This is a genomic window from Fibrobacter sp. (assembly GCF_017551775.1).
In the GTDB taxonomy this organism is placed as follows: domain Bacteria; phylum Fibrobacterota; class Fibrobacteria; order Fibrobacterales; family Fibrobacteraceae; genus Fibrobacter.
This window is the reverse complement of sequence record NZ_JAFZKX010000091.1, coordinates 34,585-53,525: the sequence shown is the minus strand read 5'-3', so window position 1 is coordinate 53,525 and position 18,941 is coordinate 34,585. Positions and strand designations below refer to the sequence as shown.

Here is an 18,941-nt window from a genome sequence, read left to right as displayed (position 1 = left end):
TATGGCGGAAGCCCGCGGTTTTAGTCTTCTCGAACGTTTCGAGCTCAAGTACCACATCCCCGTCGAATGGGCGGACCGGATCGGTGCTTTCCTTGCCCCGTACTGCGAAGAGGACTACTATTCCAAGATTACTCCGGGCGGTTTCTACTGGATTACGAACCTGTACCTGGACTCCCCGAAGTGGACGTTCCTGGGCTGGAAAAAGAAACAGCTTCTGGACCGTTTCAACATGCGCATCCGTACCTACGGGGAACACCCCGCACAGGACGGTACGTTCCATTTCGAGGTGAAGCGCAAAATCAGGAGCATCTGTTACAAGAGCCGCGCCACCATCAAGGGAATCAACCCGGGCGAAGTCTGGCACATGAAGCCCGAGGAATGGCCCTGCAAAACAGACAAGGACCGCATGTACCTCAAGGATTTCCTGTACAAGACGGAACTCCACGGGGCTCATCCGCGCCTTTTGACGCAGTACAAGCGTCGCGCCTGGTTCGGGCTCCGCGAGGAATATTCCCGCGTGACAATCGATACGGGCATGCGCTTCCGCGAAGAGAACGGTTTCGACTACACGGTGGACCCGCACTACATGCATTCGACAGGCCTTCCCCGCTTCTTCCAGCCGGGAATGGACGCCGTGCTCGAATTGAAGTGCCCCTGCTCACAGGTTCCTTACTGGATGTTCGACCTGATAAGATTTTTGAACCTCAAGCATTCCGCATTTTCTAAATTCGGAAATGCGGCAGCCGAATGGAAACGTGTTTACGAGAACCCTCGCCGATTCAAGTCCCCCTACTGGACGAAATTGGCCGGGAACTTCTAGGATTTCTAATACCGAGCGTAAAACCTCAAAAAGGATGGCCCTTATGGACATGAAAAAGTGGCTTTTGACCGGAACCTTAATCTCGATGCTCGGAGCATTCTCCGCATGCGATAATGGTTCTTCCACAGATCCCGATAGTTCCGCCTCTGTGCCGAACAGCGCGGGAGATCCCGGAAGCAGCGGAAGCATCCCCGGAAGCAGTGATGGCCTTCCCGGAAGCAGCGCTTCCTTGCCGAAGTCCAGTTCTTCCTTGTCCAACGACGCTCCTCCGCAGATGGCCTGCTCCGAAATCATGTACCACGCGAAGGATTCCAAGCTCGAATGGATTGAAATCTACATCGCGGGCGGCATGGACATGGACAACATGCAGAACTTCTTCCTTCACTTGAGCGGCGCCGTCGATTACACATTCCCGGCAGAGCCCCTCAAGAAGGGTGAATACGTGGTCGTCACAAACGACCCCACCGAATTCAAGAAAGCCTACCCGACATTTGCCGGAAGGCTCTTTGGACCGTGGGATGATGCCCAGAACGTAAAGCTCTTCAACGAAGGCGACGTGGTCAACGTGAAGGTCCAGGGTGAAGGTGACGTGAGCTGCGCCTTCAGTAACGAACCTCCTTGGCCGAGCCTGGCCGACGGCAAGGGCCGTTCCCTCGTGTACGTGGGCGGCAACGCTGCCCAGCCCAATTCCTGGGCGGCAAGCAAGGCCGACGGCGGCACTCCGGGCGTAGGCGGTGACCAGTGGGTTGCCCCGACGAACGTCCGCATCAACGAAATCAAGCCGTACAAGGCCGGCGAAGATTCCTGGATCGAAGTCTACAACGCAGGTAATCAGCCTGTCGACATTACGGGCTGGCTGGTCGAAATCAAGCGCCGTAACCAGACGCTCAGCATCAAGAGCGGAACCGTGCCTGCGAAGGGCTACCTCGTTCTCGATGCCAATACGGCATTTGACGATGAACTGATTGTCGCTCCCGATGGCGGTGAATTCTATCTGCGCGGCCCGCAGGAAGGCGACGAATCGAGCATCTGGGTGCCCGCAACGACCGCGACGAGCGGTGTCATTGACCTGAGTGATGGTTCCACCGCCCAGGGCCCGCTGGCCACGGCGACCCCCGGCGAAAAGAACTCCGCCCTCCTGGTAGGCTCCCTCTACATCAACGAAATCAACTACCATCCGGCTACAGCCAATACCACGGTCCCGTTCGAATTCATGGAAATCGTGAACGGTTCGGACGCCGCCGTCACCCTCTACAGCGCCTCCGTGCAGAAGGGATGGAAGGTCGAAGGTATCAACATGGAATTTTCGAGCATGACCATCCCCGCGAAGGGCCTTTTGCTCCTGATTCCCGAAACGCTCGAAGATGTGGACATGCAGGCATTCGGAATTACCACCTGGAACGCCGATTTCGTCCGCAGCACTTACTCGATTCCTGCCGACGTACAGATCGTGACCTACAAGGGCAAGCTTTCGAACCGCGGTGAAACGATTGCGGTCAAGGAACCCTTCTCCAAGGAAACGGAAGGCGGAATTACCAAATACTTCTACGTCTGGCACGACGCGACGCTCTATTCCGACAACTGGAACGGTCTCACCGAGGCGGACGGTTTCGGTTTCAGCCTGCACCGCGTAGACAAGACCACCATGGGCTACGAAGCCAAGGCCTGGGAGGTCGCTCTTCCGACTCCGGGCAAGATTTAATCGCAGCCGCAAGCTTTTCATAGCATTGGAAGGAACCCGCGCAAACGGGTTCCTTTTTGTATACACGCTCACAGTCGCCAAGCCCCGAAAGCGCCAGTTCACTGGCGCACACTTTTGTCTGTATACAGGGAAACGGATAATTTGCACAAACAGCAGGATGAACGGCATTGCCCGAACTTTACAAAAATTGTATCTTTTTATTGCTATGAAAAAGTGCTTGCTTTACATTGTTTCGTTGGGCGCTTTGGCCGTGGCCTCCCCGCTGACTCTGCAGGAAGCCATCGACATGGCGAAATCCAACAATTCCCAGATTAAAGCCGAAAAGGCTAAAGTCGAAATGGCCGAAAGCGGCCGTATCGAAGCGCGTTCGCGCTTTTTACCCAAAGTTTCCCTTTCGGCAAGCGTCACGAAGATCAACGACCCCATCACCATCGACTTGAGCAGCCTACAGGAACCGCTGAGCGAAATCGCCGGTGCATCCGCCTATTCCAAGGCGTACATTAACGCCTACAACAAAGCGTCGGCTGGCTATAAACAAGCGTACGAAGGGGCTTTGGCCCAGACTGGTAGCGACGAGATGGCCAAGGCTTATGCCGAAAACGCCCTTAAGGAAAAGTTGGGGACTGGTTCTCCCGAAACGTTTGCCCAGCAGTCCGCGGATATCTATAGCGATGCCGCCAAAAAGAAGATCGATGAAAGCGATTTCGGCATGAAGGTGCAGGACGACGTGTTCTTCAACGCTCGCGTAACCGTCGTTTGGCCCATTTTCACCGGCCTCAAGATTTATTCCGCCTACGATGCGGCAAAAGAGAATGTGAACGCCCGCAAGGCTGAATTCGACATGGCGCAAAACGCCATCCTGATGGATGTCACCACGAAATACTTCATGCTGCGCCTGGCCGAAGAACTCACGGTGCTGCGCGAAACGACGATGAAGAACCTGGAAGGCCACCTGGAACGTTCCAAAAAGTTGGAAGAAGGCGGCCAGATCAGCAAGGCGGAACGCCTGCGTGCCGAAGTCGCGCTGGCCGAGGCGCAAAACGCCCTCGAAGACGCCCTGCGTGACCAGTCGCTTGCCCGCATGGCGCTCGCAAGCCTGCTCCACACCGACACGAGCATTTCGGCAACGACCCCGGTGGAAGCGCCCGAACTCGATCGCAGCCTGGAAGAATTCAAGCAGATGGCCCGCGAAAAGCACCCAGGGCTCAGGCAGCTCCGTACGGAACGCAAGCGCAGCCACGACGCCGTGCGCGCAGCGCGTGCCGACTGGTTCCCGACCGTCGCATTGTTCGGCTACCGCGAACTCTATACGAAAGACTTGACCATTCTCGAGCCCGAATGGGCCGTCGGCGCAAAAGCGCAATGGGACCTCCCGATTTTAGGCGGTGCGGAATCCCGCGCAAAGGTAACTTCCGCAAAGGCGATGGAACGCTCCCTCGTCAGCAAGGAAGAACAGACTCTCGACAACATCAACCTGCTCGTGGAAAAGCGCTGGCGCGAAATGGAACACGCCAAAAGCCGCCTCACGAGCCTCGTGAAGACGCGCGAACTCGCCGACGAAGCGCTCCGCAGCCAGACCCGCGCATACGAAGCGGGCCTTGCGACCGGCCTCGACGTGGTGGACGCAGAACTTTCCCTTTCTCGCCTGCAAGTTGCCGACCTGAAGGCACATTACGACGCCGTTGTCGCATGGCTCGGCCTGCTGGAAGCCGCCGGTGAAATCGAATCCGCCGGTTCCCTGATGGGCAAGGCAAAGCCCGTCGAAGCGCCCGCAGCTACCGAAAATACAGTCGAGACCGCCGTCCCGGCCGATAGCGCAGCAGCGACACCCGCCGACAGCACGGCAAACGGAAATACGGCTACCCCTGCCGAACAGCAGGTAGCGACAGAAGCGCCGGCGCAGGAACCGGCAAACCAGACGGATGCGGCAAAAACCGCGGATTCCGCACAAAAAGAAACTTCGGCTGAAAAAACGGAGGCAAAGTAATGAACGTGCTTAAGACACTCGGTAAAATTATCATTGTCGCAGGGCTGGTCGCGCTCGTCATTTTGGGCGTGATGGAGTTGCAAAAGTTCGCAACGGCGCCCCGCGAGCAGTTCTTGCAAGGCCAAATGGAAGCACGGCGCGTGCTCGTGGCCGGGAAGGTCCCCGGCCGCATCGAACGCCTGTTCGTGCACGAGGGCGACATGGTAATGAAGGATTCCATCGTCGCCATCATCAGCAGCCCGGAAATTGAAGCCAAGAAGATGCAGGCCCAGGGCGCCCTCGGTGCAGCACGCGCCCAGGCAAGCAAGGCCCGCAACGGAGCCCGCAGCGAAGACATTACCGCCCTCAAGGCGATGGCCGATCGCGCTCAGGATGCAGCGACGCTCGCGAAGAACACCTACGACCGCGTGCAGAAACTCTTTAACGAAGGCGTGCTCCCGCTCCAGAAGCGCGACGAAGCCGAAACTCAGATGAAGGCCAGCCAGTCCGCCGCCGATGCGGCGAAGGCCCAGTACAACCAGGCCGTCGCCGGCGCCCGCAGCGAAGACAAGGCAGCGGCAAACGCCCTCGTGCTCCAGGCCAAGGGCGCCACCGCCGAAGTGGACGCCTACCTCGAAGAAACCAAGATCCGTAGCCCCATCAGCGGCGAAGTCTCCCTGAAGCTCGCCGAAGAAGGCGAAGTCGTCGGTTCCGGCATGCCGGTAATCGCAGTGACCGACCTGAACGATGCCTGGGCGGTGTTCCACCTGCGCGAAGACATGCTCAAGAATGTTTCCAAGGGCAAGAAGTTTACGATGCACATTCCTGCGCTCGACAAGGATGTCGAAATGGAAGTAAGCTACATCGCCTCCGTGGGCGACTATGCCACCTGGCGCAGCAGCAAGGAAAGCGGCGGTTTCGACCTCAAGACATTCGAAGTTCGCCTGCGCCCCTCGCAGAAGGTCGAAAATCTCAGGCCCGGCATGAGCGTCCTGTTGTCCGTCGATTCCATCAAGTAACCCGGTCGCGCCATGGTTTTGAATGGCCTTTTAAAAACCGTCCGTAAAATCTACTTCAGCCACAACGTCGTGCTGTGGATGATTCTTACGGTGTTGCCTATCAGCGTATCCCTTTTCACGATGGGGATGTTCTCCTCGGAAATCGTGCAGCACGTGCCCATCGGGGTTGTCAAGCAGGACAACAGCCAGCTTGCCGACAAGCTCGAATCGAAACTGCGTTCAAGCCCCGTGCTCAATATAAAGATGGCGTGTGCCGACATGGGCGAATGCGAGCATGCCGTCATCCGGGGCGAAATCCAGGCGTTTATCGTGTTCCCCAACGATATGGAACGGCGCGCGCTCCGTCTGGAAGCTCCTGTAATTCCCGTGTATTCCAGCGGGCAGAACTACCTCACCAATATGTTCGCGACCAAGGAAATTCGTTCCGTGCTGGCTGCGGTGGGTAGCGAGATGTTTACCGCCCAGATGGAAGACCCCGTGAAGGTGCAGATCCATTCGGTCGGAAACCAGAAGAGCAATTACCAAGGATTCCTCGTTCTCGGGCTCGTGACGGCGATTTTCCACCTTGCGGCGATGATTGTCGGTGCGTATGTGGCATCTTACCCGCTTCGCGACCACCGCGTAAAAGAGATGATCGGCTATGCGGGCGGTTCCAGATTTACGCTCTGGTTTGCAAGCGTGTTCCCGATGAACATCATCCTCTGGCTTGAATCCCTCGGCTGCTACGCCTACTGCCACAGGTTGCTAGCCCCGCTTTCTTTCGAAGAATTCGTGATGACGGCCGCAGCGCAATTGTTCATGATCGCGGCGTGCTCCGGTGCGGGTATCGTATTTGTGGGCATATTCGGCCTGATGAGAATGGCGACCGGTGCTGCGGGCATTATCGGAAGCCCTGCCTTCGCGTTTGCCGGTCAGACCTTCCCCGTGATGGCGATGCCCTTTGCCGTACGTTGCTTCGCGTTTATCTTGCCGCTCACCCACGTGCTCATGATCCAGTCGACAATGATGCTTGGCGATGTGGATATGGCATCTACATGGCATAGCATGGAAATCCTTATAGCGATGGCGATATTCTGGAACATTCTCGGAGCGTTCCTCATGTCGATGCGCTGGAAGCAGCACGTGCGCCTGGAAACCAAGCGCGAAGAAGCCGCAAAACTGGAGGCACAAGCATGATAAAGCGCCTCTTGAAAGTAGCCTTCGCCGAATGGAAGCTCATCTACACGGACCCTGCCGCAGTGCTCCTGCTCGTGGTGGCTGGTGTCATCTACGCGTTCTACTATCCGGTTCCTTACATCCACCAGACGGTAACCAAGGTGCCCGTGGCGGTTGTCGACCTCGACAATACGGCCATGTCCCGCGACCTTACCCGCATGGCGTCGGCAGCGCAGCAGATCGAGGTGAAATCCATCTACACCGACATGCAAGAGGCCGAGGCGGCGATGGCCCGCGACGAGATTTACGGATTCATGGTCATTCCCGAAGACATGGAGAAGAATATCCGCGGCAAGCACCAGGTGACGGTGAACATCTTTACGCACGGCGCCTACGTGATGTTCCATGGCGCAATCGGCACCGCGTTCTCCACTTGCGCGCTGACAGTGGGAGCAACAAACAAAGTCAAGCAGATAGCCCTAGAAAAGAAGGTCCCGTCGGCAAAGGCGATTGCCATGCGCGACCCCATCCCCATCAGCATCCAGACGCTATTCAACAGTACCGGTGGCTACGCCAACTATGTGGTGCCGAGCGTACTTGTCGTAATCTTGCAGCAGTCGCTCATCATCGGCATCTGCGTGCTGGGCGGTTCGCGTGCCCACAGGCGCTTCCGCAAGAAGTTCCGCGATAGCCCCGTCGAGAACGAGACTGCGGAATACCGCTATTTCGGTCGTTCGCTGGCCTTCTTCGTCCACTACTGCACCTTTATCCTGTTCTACCACTGCATCGTCTATAACATATTCGACTTCCCGCGTCGTGGCGAGCTTTTGCCCATGGTCGTTTTCTCGATCGTATTCCTCGCCTCCGTCATCAACTTCGGTATGGTCATCTCGCAGATATTCCTGCGTCGCGAAACAAGCATGCAGTTGTTCCTGTACTTGTCCATCCCGGTATTGTTCCTCGCGAACTTCAGCTGGCCCACCTACCTGATGCCCCGCTGGATGGAGGCGATTTCGTACATACTCCCGAGCACGTTCGCGGTTCCCGCCTGGCTTTCCATCGAGCAGATGGGCGCCGACATCTACGACGTAGCGCCCAAGCTATACAAGCTCGCCGTCCAGGCTATCGTATACCTGGTTCTGGGCCTCTTGCTGACTCGCATTCGCGACAAGGCGAAGATTGACATGGGCGACATGTAACTAGGCATTTCGTGACGGAATGCGAATACGCCGGATAGGATGCTTTCCTTTCCGGCTTTGTTTTTATACATTTATGATGTAAAATATATTATCGAGGAAATACAGATGTACTTTGATCCCTTATACATGATGATTCTCATTGTGACGCTCGCCCTCTCGGGTGGCGTTTCCCTGCTCGTCAAGACCCGCTTCAACGCCGGGCAGAAAGTGAACATTTCGAGCGGCCTCACCGGAGCCGACGTGGCTAAGGCAATCCTCATGGACGCGGGCATTACCGACGTGAAGGTCCTGATGCACCAGGGATTCCTCTCGGACCACTACAACCCGCTGAACAAGACGCTCAACCTCTCGAAGGAAGTCTACTACGGGCGCAACGCGAGCGCCGCGGGTGTCGCCGCGCACGAAGTGGGGCATGCCATCCAGCACGCGCAGGGATACTTCCCGATGTGGCTGCGTTCGATGATTGTTCCCGCAGCCAACGTGGGCAGCACGCTCGGGCCGTGGCTCGTGATTATCGGCATCATGCTCATGGGCCTCGGGAAGGCTATCGGCCAGCCTGTCGCCATCATCGGCGTGTTCCTGTTCGCCCTCACTACGATTTTCACCCTCGTGACCGTTCCCGTTGAATTCGACGCCTCCAGCCGTGCGAAGAAGGCGCTCGCCCGCATGGACGTGGTGGCGCAGGGTCGCGAATACAATACCGTTTCGGGCGTGCTGTTTGCCGCAGGCCTTACCTACGTGGCCGCCGCCATCAGCTCGATACTGCAGTTGCTTTACTGGGCTTACCGCGCAGGCCTTATCGGCGGGCGCAGGGACTAGGAGGTTCACATGGCCGTCAGGACACTTACCATTGAATGCCCCATGTGCAAGGGCGAAATTGTGGTGGACGCCGATACCGGCGAAGTCCTTTCGCACAAGGAATACAAGAAGGAAGTCAAGTCGTTCGACGACTTCCTGAAAGAACAGAAATCCCGTTCCTCCGATCTGGATGCGAAGTTCGCAGCAGCGAAGGAAGCGCAGAAAAACCGCGCGGAACTTCTGGAAAAGAAATTCGAGGCGGCAAAGCAAAACAAGGACCTGAAAGATCCTCCGCCAAGCATCAACTGGGATTAGCTTGTTTCGGGCGACCTAGTCGTCGCCGGAATGGACTTCCAAAGACGGGAAATCGTCATCATCATCGCCGGAATCTTCGGCGATGTTTTCTTTTGAGGAATCTTCCTCGGCCTGGCCAGAGTAGAACGCCTGGGCCTTCTTCATGAATTCTTCGAACTCCTCGTCGCTCATCTGCTTTTCTGCGGCTGGAACAGATTTCTCATCAGAAACAGATTCCTCAACAGGAGCAGGTTCTTCGGCAGGAGCAGGCTCTTCAACGGCGGGTTCCTCGACGGGAACCGCTTCAGGCACGGCCTCTTCGGGCTGCGCATTTTCTGCCGGAGCAGTTTCAGCAGCAACTGCGGCAGCTTCTGCCGGAGCTTCAACCGGCGCAGACTCCATCGGAGCGGATTCAGGCACAGCCGATTCTGCCGGCGCGGTTTCGCCAGGTACCGCCTCGGCCGGGGCGTTCGACATCGCTGCTTCGGCGGCTTCGTCTTCGCGCATCATCTCGGCGAACGGATTCTCCTGGACTTCGCTCAAGTCTTCGCGGCCTTCGAGCATGGCCTGCAGGTCGTCTTCGGTAACGTCCCTGCCGCGCGTAGTCCAGAGCACGGCTTCCTTCATCACGGCGGCGATATCGCCCACGCTGCCCGCCTGCGAGCGGGCCAAAGCCATATTGCGGATTTCTTCCACGAGGCCGGGTTTCACATCCGGGTCCTTCGAGAAGAACACCGTCTCGCGCGCCATCTCGTCGGCATATTCCGCATTGTTCTTCTTGCGGTAAATCCAGATGGGGCCGAACAGTTCGCTCTGGCGGAACACCACGTCGTCGGTCTTTATCATTTCCAGAAGGGCCATGAACGTCACGGCGGCGACAATCGGGTGGCTGTCGTTGTCGAGCAAGTCCTCGAACAGCGCACGTCCGTTCACGCTCAGGTAGTTGTTTATCGCCTGTTGGCGGTCCTGGATGGTCACGTAATCGAGTTCGATATGGTGGACCGTATCCGAAATCTTAGTCTTGAGGCTCTTCTGGTAGGCACGGAAAAGCTGCCAGATGTTCGCATCGGCGAGGGTATCCTCGTCGGTCTGCGTCTTTTCGAGGCGGCCTCGGCTGTAGGTACCGAAGTTCTTGCCTTCCATTTCCTGCAAACCGCCCGCGACCTGCTTGTAGCGCTGGTACTCGAGCATTTCCTGCATGAGTTTTTCGCGGTCGGCATTGTATTCTTCGACGAGTTCGGGATCGCGTTCCTCGGCCGGGAGAAGTTCCTGCACCTTGAGGGCCATCAGGCGGCTCGCCATATAGAGGAAGTCGCCCGCCTTCGAAAGGTCGGTCACCCCGATCTTGTTGACCCAGGCGAGGAAGTCGTCGGCGATTTCCGCAATGGGAATCTGGTCCAAAGACATTTCCTTCTTCTGGACCAAGTACACGAGCAAATCCATCGGTCCATTGAACGAACCAATGCGTACCTCGTAGTCTTCCAACTCTTCGATATCAGTCATCCGAACCGAAATGTAGAAATAAACTGTTTACGCAGGAGTCCAATTATATGGAGGAGATACCGCCAACGCGCCCAAAAAAAGACTAGTTTTGAAAAAAAAGGAACCAGAAATGAAGGTTTTAAAGTTCGCAATTCTCGGGTGTGGCCACATCGCAACGAAGATGGCCGCCGCAGTCAAAAAACTTGAAAGGAACGGCATGGGCGTAGAGGCGTACGCGGTCGCGTCACGCTCGCTCGAGAAGGCGCAGAAGTTCGCCGCCGAATACGGGTTCAGCCGCGCATACGGCAGTTACGAGGAACTCGCGCAAGACCCGGATGTAGACTTGATCTACATCGCGACTCCGCATTCCGAACACTACAGCAACACATTACTTTGTCTAAAGTACAACAAGAACCTGCTCGTAGAAAAGGCTTTCACCGCAAACGCGCTGATGGCATCGGAAGTGATTGCCCTCGCCGAAGAGAAGGGCGTTTTCTTGTGCGAGGCGATGTGGACCCGGTTCTTGCCTGCGGTGCAGATGGTGAAGAACTGGATTGCCGACGGGAAAATCGGCATGGTCGAAAGCGTGGAGGCGGACTTTTCCATGCCGCTTTCGCATATCGAACGCTTGAAGAACCCCGCCCTTGCGGGCGGCGCGCTGCTCGACCTGGGAATTTACAGCCTGACGTTCGCGGACATCTTCTTGACGGACGAAGAAATCGGCGGCATTGCGAATCACATAGTGCAGACGAATACCAGGTGCGTCAAGTTCCATACGGGCGTGGATGCGACGGACTGGATCGATTTGGAGTATGCCAACGGGCAAGTCGCTCACCTCAAGACCTCGATGGTGGCCCCGCTCAAGAACGAAGGCGTAATCTACGGAACCGAGGGCTTTATCCGCGTGCAGAACCTCAACGACATGGTGGAAATCCAGCTGTTCGATGTCGCCGGAACGCTCGTGGAATCCGTGAAGCCGCCCCGCATCGAGAACTGCTACGAATACGAGGTACTCGGCTGCAAGGCCGCTCTCGAAAAGGGACTCAAGGAATGCCCCGAAATGCCGCACGCGAAGACCATGCAGATAATGACGCAGATGGATGGCCTCCGGGCCGCATGGGGCGTGAGTTATCCCTTTGAACTCTCCCCCGCCCAGGTGTGGGACCGCTCCGGCGACAAGTCGTTCCTCGAAATTTTCGACATCGAGACCGGCGAATCAAAACTGCTCAAGGAATTCGACAAGGTCATCGAGGCGCCCAACTGGAGTGACGACGGGAAGTTCCTCACTTACAATAGCGAAGGCCGCATCTACAAAATCGAAATCGCGACAGGCGCGGTAACCGAAGTGCCAAGCCACTTCGTCGACAACTGCAACAACGACCACGTTCTCGACCCGGACGGTTCGGGACTCTATGTAAGCCACCACACCAGGGAAGACGGGCTTTCGCGCATCTACAAGATTTTCTTCGACGGCCGCATGCCGGAACTCATAACGCCGCTCGCCCCAAGCTACCTACACGGCATCACGGCAGACGGCATGACGCTCGCGTACTGCGCCGAACGCAACGGCGAATACGACATCTACACCATCCCCGCCGTAGGCGGAAACGAGAAGCAGCTTACGACCGCATTCGGATTGAATGACGGCCCGGAATACGACTGCGACGGAGAATACATCTGGTTCAACTCGGTGCGCACGGGCCGCATGCAGGCTTGGCGCATGAGGGCCGACGGTTCCGAGCAGACGCAGATGACGTTCGACGCTCATTGGAACACCTGGTTCCCGCACATTTCGCCCGACCGCACGAAAGTCGTGATGCTCGCCTACCACGAGCGCGACGTGCGCCCCGGCGAACACGTGCCCAACAAGAACGTGGAATTACGCCTGATGACCGGCAGCGACGAAACCGGCTGGAGCCAACCGCGCACCATCCTAAAAATCTTCGGCGGCCAAGGAACCATCAACGTGAATTCCTGGGCCCCCGACAGCAAGCGGTTCGCCTTCGTGCGGTACGCTAAAAAATGAAAATCGCGGGTATAGACCCGCGATCCAATGCTATCTCTTTTTCTTTCCCGGTCGGCTGGGCATAAACGGGCTCGAGGCCTTCGACTTCTCGGTGTTCGAACCCGAGCTTATGGTTTCCTGGCTCACCACGACGGAATCGCCCACGCTGAGGCCCTTCAAGATTTCGACGTTCACGCCATCGCTGATACCGATCTTGACCGGACGCGGGGCCGCCTTGCCGTCGATGCTGACCCACACGTGATTGCCCGTGAGTTTCGGGCGATGGCCCTTCTTCTTCGAGCCCTTGCCACCCGGCGGGCCGAATCCGCCCGGACCGCCCGGAGGGCCACCTGCACCCATATCGGGAGGCGGAGGCGGGAAATCGCCGTCCTTGTCGAACTTCGGGCGTTCACCCATCGGCGGGCGCGGGAAATCCTTCGGGTTTAGCATCGGCGTGCCTTCGGCGGGGCTGAACTTGAGAGCCTTCACGGGAATGGCAATCGCATCGACCACTTCCTTCGTGACGATCGTGCATGTGGCCGTCATTCCGGGCAGGAGCTTCTGTTCAGGATTGTCGGCAGTAATCACCACCGTGTAGGTCACCACGTTGCTCGTGGTCGTCGGGTTCAGGCGAACCTCCTGCACGGAGCCGTTGAACGTTTCGCCCTGAAAGGCGTCGACCGTAAACGTGACCTTCTGTCCGGCCTTCACCTGGCCGATATCGGCTTCGTCCACGTCGGCCATCACCTTCATCTGGCTCAGGTCCCTCGCGATGACGAACAATGTCGGGGTGCTCATGGAGGCGGCCACCGTCTGGCCCACTTCTACGGCGCGCTTCAAAACCACGCCTTCAATCGGGCTCTTGATAGTCGCATAGCTCAGGTTCAACCTGGCCTGCGCGACCTCGTTCTTGCTGCGCTCCATGGAAAGTTTCGCGGCGTTCATGTTGTATTCCGCCGTCTCGAGATCCACCGCGCTCGCGGCGTTGCTCTCGGAAAGTTTCTTCACGCGGTTGTAGGTGGATTCCTTGTACTTGTAGTCGTTTTCCGCGGACCTGTAGGCGATTTCGGCCTGCGTGAGCGTCGCCTTGAGCTTGGACTTGTCCAGTTCCGCGATGACCTGGCCCTTCTTTACCTTGGAATTGAAATCCACGAAAATCTTGCTGATATCGCCCGAGACCTGCGTACCCACTTCCACCTGGTCGACCGGTTCGAGCGTACCCGTAGCCGATATGGTGGTGGAAATCGTGGCGAGCGTCACCTTGGCGCTCACGAGCGGGCCCGCGGCATCGCTCACCTTCTCCGTAAAGAAGAAGAATTTCACGCCGTAGGCGGCGCCACCGAGGACGGCCACGACGACAAGCAATTTCAAAAACTTTTTCAAGAACTTCTTCATAAGTGCGACCTAAAAATAGAAAGTGCCAAACTGTTTTTATACTCTTTAGATGCACGGCTTTGCCGCATGGTTGCACCGGATAGGCTTTTTTGCTAGTTTGAGGGGCAATGACTCGCGTTCGCAAAAAGGACAATGGCGGCGATGTCCGCAAAGTGACCTGGATAGGGCTCGGCTGGAATGCCGCGCTCTCGGTGGGCAAGTTCTTTGCGGGCTATTTCGGCGGGTCGCAGGCGCTTGTCGCCGACGCTATCCACAGCGCATCGGACTTCATTACCGACATCGCGATTATCGTGGGGTCGAAATTCTGGAACTCGCCTCCGGATGCGGAACACCCCTACGGGCACCGGCGCTTCGAGACGCTCATCACGGTGGGCATCGGGCTTGCGGTATGCGCCGTGGGTATAGGGCTCGGTTATAACGCCATCATATCGCTCAAGGACGGAGTGCAGTCGAGGCCCGAATGGATCGCGGCCGTCATGGCGGCACTTTCCATCGTCATCAAGGAAGCGCTTTTCCGCTACACGCGCGCCAAGGGCCGCGCCATCCGGAGCCAGGCGCTCGAGGCCAACGCGTGGCACCACAGGAGCGACGCCTACAGTTCCATCCCGGTACTGATTGCCGTCGTCTTCGGGATCGCCATGCCGCAGTTCTGGTTCGCGGACTCGGTAGGCGCCATCATCGTCTCGGCGTTCATCCTGCATTCGGGCTTCGAAATCGCATGGCCCGGAATACACCAGGTGGCTGACGTCGGCGCATCCGAAGACGTGGCCCGAAAACTGAAAGAGGTTGCACTCGCCTGCCCGAACGTCATCAGCATCCACGGGTTCCGCTCGCGTTACGTGGGCTCGGACCTGCACGTGGACCTGCACGTGGTGGTTCCGGCCGAGATGTCGCTCCTTGCAGCGCACGACCTCGCCGAAGAAGTAGAACGCAGGCTTATCGACGCCGGCGAGAATGTCGTCGACGCTTTGGTGCACATCGACCCCTACAGCGAAGAGCGCGTAAGGCGCGGCGAGATCAAGACCATCAGTCGCTGAGGTCGGACCGGCACCCCTGCATTGCAGTCGACTTAACAAAATCCGAACAAACAAAAAGGCTCGCAACCGTTACAGTTGCAAGCCTTTCGTGGGACCTCCGGGACTTGAACCCGGAACCCGCGGGTTATGAGTCCGCTGCTCTAACCAATTGAGCTAAAGTCCCAGTTCGCCCAATATTAGCAAATATTTTGAAATTGTGCGGGCCCATTCATAATGAAAACCGCTGTACGCGTTCACTACCGCCTTGTCCCAATCGGCGACTTCGTTCCTGTACACGTGGAGCGCATCCTTTAAGCGGCGCAACATCTGGTGCGGAGCATTTTCGTCTTCGACGAGGAACGCGTTCGCGCAGCCGGCCGTCTCCGGGGCGTAGTCGCTCAGCATGCTCGCCACGCCGACATTGATTCCCGTGAGCGGGAGCGTTCCGCAGGCGAGCGCCTTGAGGATAATCGAGGTGGACGGCTCACGCAGGTTCGCTGCGAACAAAATATCAGAACCGGCAAGGACTTCCTTCAACGGCTTCACGTTCTCGGTTTCCTTGTCGAGAGGCTGCACGTGCATGATGTCCGGATACTGCTTCGACACGTCCTGGTAGAAGTTCCATTCCGGATCTTCGGGCGAAATGCCCACGATGATGAACACGTCCTGCTTGGTAATGTCGGTGAGGATGGTCGCAAGCGTCTCGGAAGTGTTGCCCGCTTCGTCGTCGAGATGCACGTAGAGGACGAGCTTCGACCCGAAGTCCACGTGGAAGGATTCCTGCAGGTGGAGCCTGGCCCGGCGCTTCGCCTCCTTGATGGGGAGGTGCTCGTCGCGATTGAAGTCCCAGACCTTGTAACTCACGCCGAACTGCACGCCGATAAGTTTGTCCGCATTGTGGTTCAAAAAGCCACTCAGGCCGCCCGGCAGGTTCGTATTGAGCATCGCATCGCGGTAACCGGGCGACGGGAAAAGCACCTTTTCGGCAAAACAGATGCCCGCCTTGAGGAGGCTCACCTTGCCCCAGAACTCGTATCCGTCCATGTTGTAGCGGTCGCGCGGAAGCCCGATCCTTTCGATTTCGTCGGACCTCACGTGGAAGTCGTATGTAATGTTGTGGACGGTGAAGAAGAACGGGACGTCGCCGAATTCATCTTTGTACGTATTGTGAGCGAGCGCGCCTGCCAGGGCGCCACCCCATTCATGCCCGAGAATCGCCTGGTAATGGGTCCCGGTATCGATGGCATAGCTCAGGCATGCCGACGCAAGGAAGGCAAACCTCAGGTGGTTGTCGCCATACGGCATGCTCTTGGGCGGGCCGTAGACATAGGGGCGACCGAAATAATCTTCGTTATAGATATAGGTGTGCAGAGGGTCGGACTCAGAGACCCAGACCTCGTAGGGCTTACGGTGCATGCGTTCCTCTCCGCGGAACACGCACTTGTAACTTTCCAGATTCTGTAAATGGTTCTTGTAGAACGGGGAACAGGTCATAACATTCACCCCGGCCTGGGCGAACGCATCAGTCAACCGGTTGACCGCCGTGGTCAGCGGGCTCGGTATCTGCCAATTACCCGCTTCCGGGCTGACAACAAGAATATCCATTCCCTACACACACTCCAAAAAAAAATTTACCTATATGTGTGATATAAGACAAATTTATTTATTTAAATTATCATGTGGAAAACCTTCGACCCATTTCACATGGGTTTTTAGGTTATTTTGAACTTCATCCTCGAGGATTAAACCAATGAAGAAAATTTTTCTTGCCACTTTAGCCATGTCGGTGGCCTTCGCGCTTACCGGCTGCAAGGGCGCCAACGAAAAGCGTGGCGACGAACACCTGGAGAATCAGCGCTACAGGAACGCCATCAACTCCTACCTGGACGCTCTCAAAAAGGGCAAGGTTTCTGACGAATTTTACGACAATTTCACGCTCGCTCTCGTTCGCGGTGCCAATGTCGAAGCAAAGAGCAACCTGAACAGCGACCTCATCAGTGGCTATTTCGACAAGGCAGCTTCCAACATTTCCAAGGTGCAGAAGCCCGAAGTCATCGAAGAATTCGTGACGAGCTACGCCACCATCGGTAAGCAGCAGGCCGCCCAGCAGGGTCTGGACTACGGTTCCACCCTCCAGGCATTCGCCAAGATCGACACCGCCCTCTCCATCGCGAAGAGAATGAACGCCGGTGAAGCCGCCGTGAAGACCCTCCGTACCGAAGCCGAAAACCTCTACGTTCCGGCCGCTCTCGCCGAAGCCAACGACGAAACCGACCCGGTGGTCTGCGAATACTACCTGCTCCGCATCGCCGAAATCGCTCCGGAAAACGCCGACGTGAAGGCCGCGCTCAACAAGAGCCGCAAGGGCACCCGCGGTTACTTCCTCATCTTCGGTGAAAACATCCCCGATCCGTCCGGCAAGAACCGCGTGGACAAGTGGGGCTACGTGATGGCTCTTCCGACCCTCAAGCTGACCGCCACCTCTCTCGTGGGCGAACTCCAGTTCTGGGCATCGACCGGCAACAACACCGTTCTTGACCCGGCAAACATCACCCTCGTCTCCACCGACGGCAAGTCCGTGAACGCCAAGGCCGGCACCGGCTGGTGCGAAGCCGAAGTGCTCGTGGGCAAGAAGGGCGACGAAAAGATCGAAAAGAAGCGCCAGAACCTGAAGGCTGGCGAAAAGGGCAAGCTGATGAACGAATTCCAGTGCGGCTTGAACGTCACGTTCAACTTCGACAAGAGCTTCGTTCCCGACTACATCCAGTACAAGGATGAATTCGGTATCGGCAAGAAGTTCCTCGGTCAGTAATTGTAAACACGACGGAATTTGTAAAGAGCCTCGGCAATGCGCCGGGGCTTTTTTGCATGCCGGCAACGGCAACACGACCAGCGCAAGCTAACTGTTTCAGTACAAAGGAGTTAGCCCGCAAAACATTACGTTATATACAACAGAGAGATTGATATGGGAACGCTTTCCCGCGGTTTGTCACCTGCGGTTCATTACTTGCCCGCGCGGGGCTCGCGGGTACTGACGCGCGGTTCGCGGAACTTCGCGAGCGCCCAGAGCAACACGCAAGAAACCAGCGGGACAAGGACGTTCCACGGCCCGTGGTAGCGGATGGAACCGGGCAGGGCCATCCAGATGTAGACAAGCACGATTTGCGCGGTATAGACGTCGAGGCTATGCCTGCCCATCGTGTTCGTCATGCGGAAGTCCAGCAGGTCGGGAAAGCGCCGGACAATCCAGCAGATGACCAGCATGAACGTGAAGAAGTTCGCGAAACGGAGCGGGCCCACGTGGTCCTTGCTCACGAAGAATTCGGAAGGCAACCCGAGCGGGATAAACTGGTGCGACCAGAGGAAGCAGAAGACCGCGACCACGACAAGCGCAGGCGTGAGCGACCTGACGACCTCCCCCGCCTTGCCCGGTTTGGCGATGCGCCACCAGGAAGCGGTAGCGGCACCCGAGAAGTACACGAACTGCCAGCCGAAGGGGTCGAAGAACCCGTGGTAAATCCAAGCGGGGAAAATGGAATTGCAGGCGTCGCGGAACCCGAACTGGGCGGCGACCCATACGCAGAACGAAGGCAGCCACAAGAGCAGCACCGTACGCTTGCGCGCCGCCTTCACGAACAGCGGGAACACGAATGAACCCGCAAGCAGGAATATCACGTACAGCGGGAGCACGTCGAGCCATTCGGGCGTGTTCACGAGGACAAGGCTATACACGCCCCCGACAACGGGATGAGCGTAGAGGGAATCGAAGAAATGCGTCACCCGCGGCATGAAGCACCAGGCCGCAACGCAGAGCACGACAAGCGTCACCATGTGGTAGCGCCACGTCTTGAACGCGCGGGAACGCATCCACGTCTGCTTCGGGTCCTTGACTCCCTTGCTCGTGGCGGCGAGCATCCCGACGAAGCCGGACAAGAAAAAAAAGCCTTCGGCCGCACTGAAGAAGCCGAAGCACTGGTATAAGTAATACGATATGGGCTTTCCGAAATGGTCCAGGGTCATTATCAGAAGCAACAACCCCCGGATGGAATCTAGAGCCCTGATTCTCACGGGTTTCCCTAGACAGGCCTTG

The 18,941-nt window shown here is 57.2% G+C and carries 15 protein-coding genes, 1 tRNA gene and 1 pseudogene; 12 read left to right on the top strand and 5 right to left on the bottom strand.

The window, feature by feature from the left end:
* Position 1: 1 nt before the first annotated feature.
* The 8 genes from IK012_RS10935 to IK012_RS10900 all read left to right on the top strand — a co-directional run bounded on the left by IK012_RS10935 (position 2) and on the right by IK012_RS10900 (position 8,974).
* Positions 2–820 (top strand): polyphosphate polymerase domain-containing protein, encoded by an 819-nt coding sequence (locus IK012_RS10935; protein WP_290954349.1) that lies wholly within the window; start codon positions 2–4, stop codon positions 818–820.
* Positions 821–863: 43 nt separating this feature from the next.
* Entirely contained in the window at positions 864–2,522 is a 1,659-nt protein-coding gene (locus IK012_RS10930) for a lamin tail domain-containing protein (protein WP_290954346.1), read from the top strand.
* 205 nt (positions 2,523–2,727) lie between these two features.
* Complete coding sequence (locus IK012_RS10925; RefSeq protein WP_290954343.1) at positions 2,728–4,509, top strand: TolC family protein; 1,782 nt, start codon at positions 2,728–2,730, stop codon at positions 4,507–4,509.
* On the top strand, positions 4,509–5,507 hold the full coding sequence (locus IK012_RS10920) for an HlyD family secretion protein (protein WP_173378885.1): 999 nt from the start codon (positions 4,509–4,511) through the stop codon (positions 5,505–5,507). Before IK012_RS10925 ends, IK012_RS10920 begins: the two co-directional genes overlap by 1 nt.
* Before the next feature lie 12 nt (positions 5,508–5,519).
* Positions 5,520–6,683, top strand: a complete 1,164-nt coding sequence (locus tag IK012_RS10915; protein WP_290954338.1) for an ABC transporter permease — start codon at positions 5,520–5,522, stop codon at positions 6,681–6,683.
* The gene (locus IK012_RS10910; RefSeq protein ID WP_290954335.1) at positions 6,680–7,861 is read left to right on the top strand and encodes an ABC transporter permease; all 1,182 of its coding nucleotides are present in this window, start codon (positions 6,680–6,682) and stop codon (positions 7,859–7,861) included. The genes IK012_RS10915 and IK012_RS10910 overlap by 4 nt, the downstream gene beginning before the upstream one ends.
* 126 nt (positions 7,862–7,987) lie before the next feature.
* Positions 7,988–8,680: a zinc metallopeptidase gene (locus IK012_RS10905; RefSeq protein ID WP_290954332.1), complete on the top strand. Its 693-nt coding sequence runs from the start codon at positions 7,988–7,990 to the stop codon at positions 8,678–8,680.
* Between the two features lie 9 nt (positions 8,681–8,689).
* Positions 8,690–8,974 (top strand): hypothetical protein, encoded by a 285-nt coding sequence (locus IK012_RS10900; protein ID WP_290954330.1) that lies wholly within the window; start codon positions 8,690–8,692, stop codon positions 8,972–8,974.
* Positions 8,975–8,989: 15 nt separating this feature from the next.
* On the opposite strand, the gene IK012_RS10895 is transcribed toward IK012_RS10900, so the two are convergent.
* Entirely contained in the window at positions 8,990–10,456 is a 1,467-nt protein-coding gene (locus IK012_RS10895) for a segregation/condensation protein A (protein WP_290954328.1), read from the bottom strand.
* Positions 10,457–10,565: 109 nt separating this feature from the next.
* Here IK012_RS10895 and IK012_RS13635 point away from each other — a divergent pair.
* Positions 10,566–10,922: pseudogene (locus IK012_RS13635) on the top strand (Gfo/Idh/MocA family protein); the annotation flags it as partial.
* Positions 10,923–11,591: 669 nt separating this feature from the next.
* Positions 11,592–12,461 (top strand): TolB family protein, encoded by an 870-nt coding sequence (locus IK012_RS13630; RefSeq protein ID WP_367273789.1) that lies wholly within the window; start codon positions 11,592–11,594, stop codon positions 12,459–12,461.
* A 30-nt stretch (positions 12,462–12,491) separates the two neighbouring features.
* Here IK012_RS13630 and IK012_RS10885 read toward each other — a convergent pair whose 3' ends face one another.
* Positions 12,492–13,835 carry an efflux RND transporter periplasmic adaptor subunit gene (locus tag IK012_RS10885; protein WP_290954323.1) on the bottom strand — a complete coding sequence of 448 codons (1,344 nt, stop codon included), beginning with the start codon at positions 13,833–13,835 and terminating at the stop codon, positions 12,492–12,494.
* A gap of 107 nt (positions 13,836–13,942) precedes the next feature.
* On the opposite strand from IK012_RS10885, the gene IK012_RS10880 reads away from it, so the two are divergent.
* Positions 13,943–14,872 carry a cation diffusion facilitator family transporter gene (locus IK012_RS10880; RefSeq protein ID WP_173378669.1) on the top strand — a complete coding sequence of 310 codons (930 nt, stop codon included), beginning with the start codon at positions 13,943–13,945 and terminating at the stop codon, positions 14,870–14,872.
* A gap of 89 nt (positions 14,873–14,961) precedes the next feature.
* Here the strand turns inward: IK012_RS10880 and IK012_RS10875 are convergent.
* A tRNA-Ile gene (locus IK012_RS10875) sits at positions 14,962–15,035 on the bottom strand.
* A complete protein-coding gene (locus IK012_RS10870) occupies positions 15,026–16,456 on the bottom strand; it encodes a glycogen synthase (protein ID WP_290954321.1) in 1,431 nt (476 codons plus the stop codon). Before IK012_RS10870 ends, IK012_RS10875 begins: the two co-directional genes overlap by 10 nt.
* A 145-nt stretch (positions 16,457–16,601) precedes the next feature.
* Between IK012_RS10870 and IK012_RS10865 the strand changes: the two genes are divergently transcribed.
* Positions 16,602–17,663 (top strand): hypothetical protein, encoded by a 1,062-nt coding sequence (locus IK012_RS10865; RefSeq protein ID WP_290954318.1) that lies wholly within the window; start codon positions 16,602–16,604, stop codon positions 17,661–17,663.
* A gap of 191 nt (positions 17,664–17,854) precedes the next feature.
* Here IK012_RS10865 and opgC read toward each other — a convergent pair whose 3' ends face one another.
* A complete protein-coding gene (gene opgC / locus IK012_RS10860; RefSeq protein ID WP_290954316.1) occupies positions 17,855–18,919 on the bottom strand; it encodes an OpgC domain-containing protein in 1,065 nt (354 codons plus the stop codon).
* Positions 18,920–18,941 lie beyond the last annotated feature (22 nt).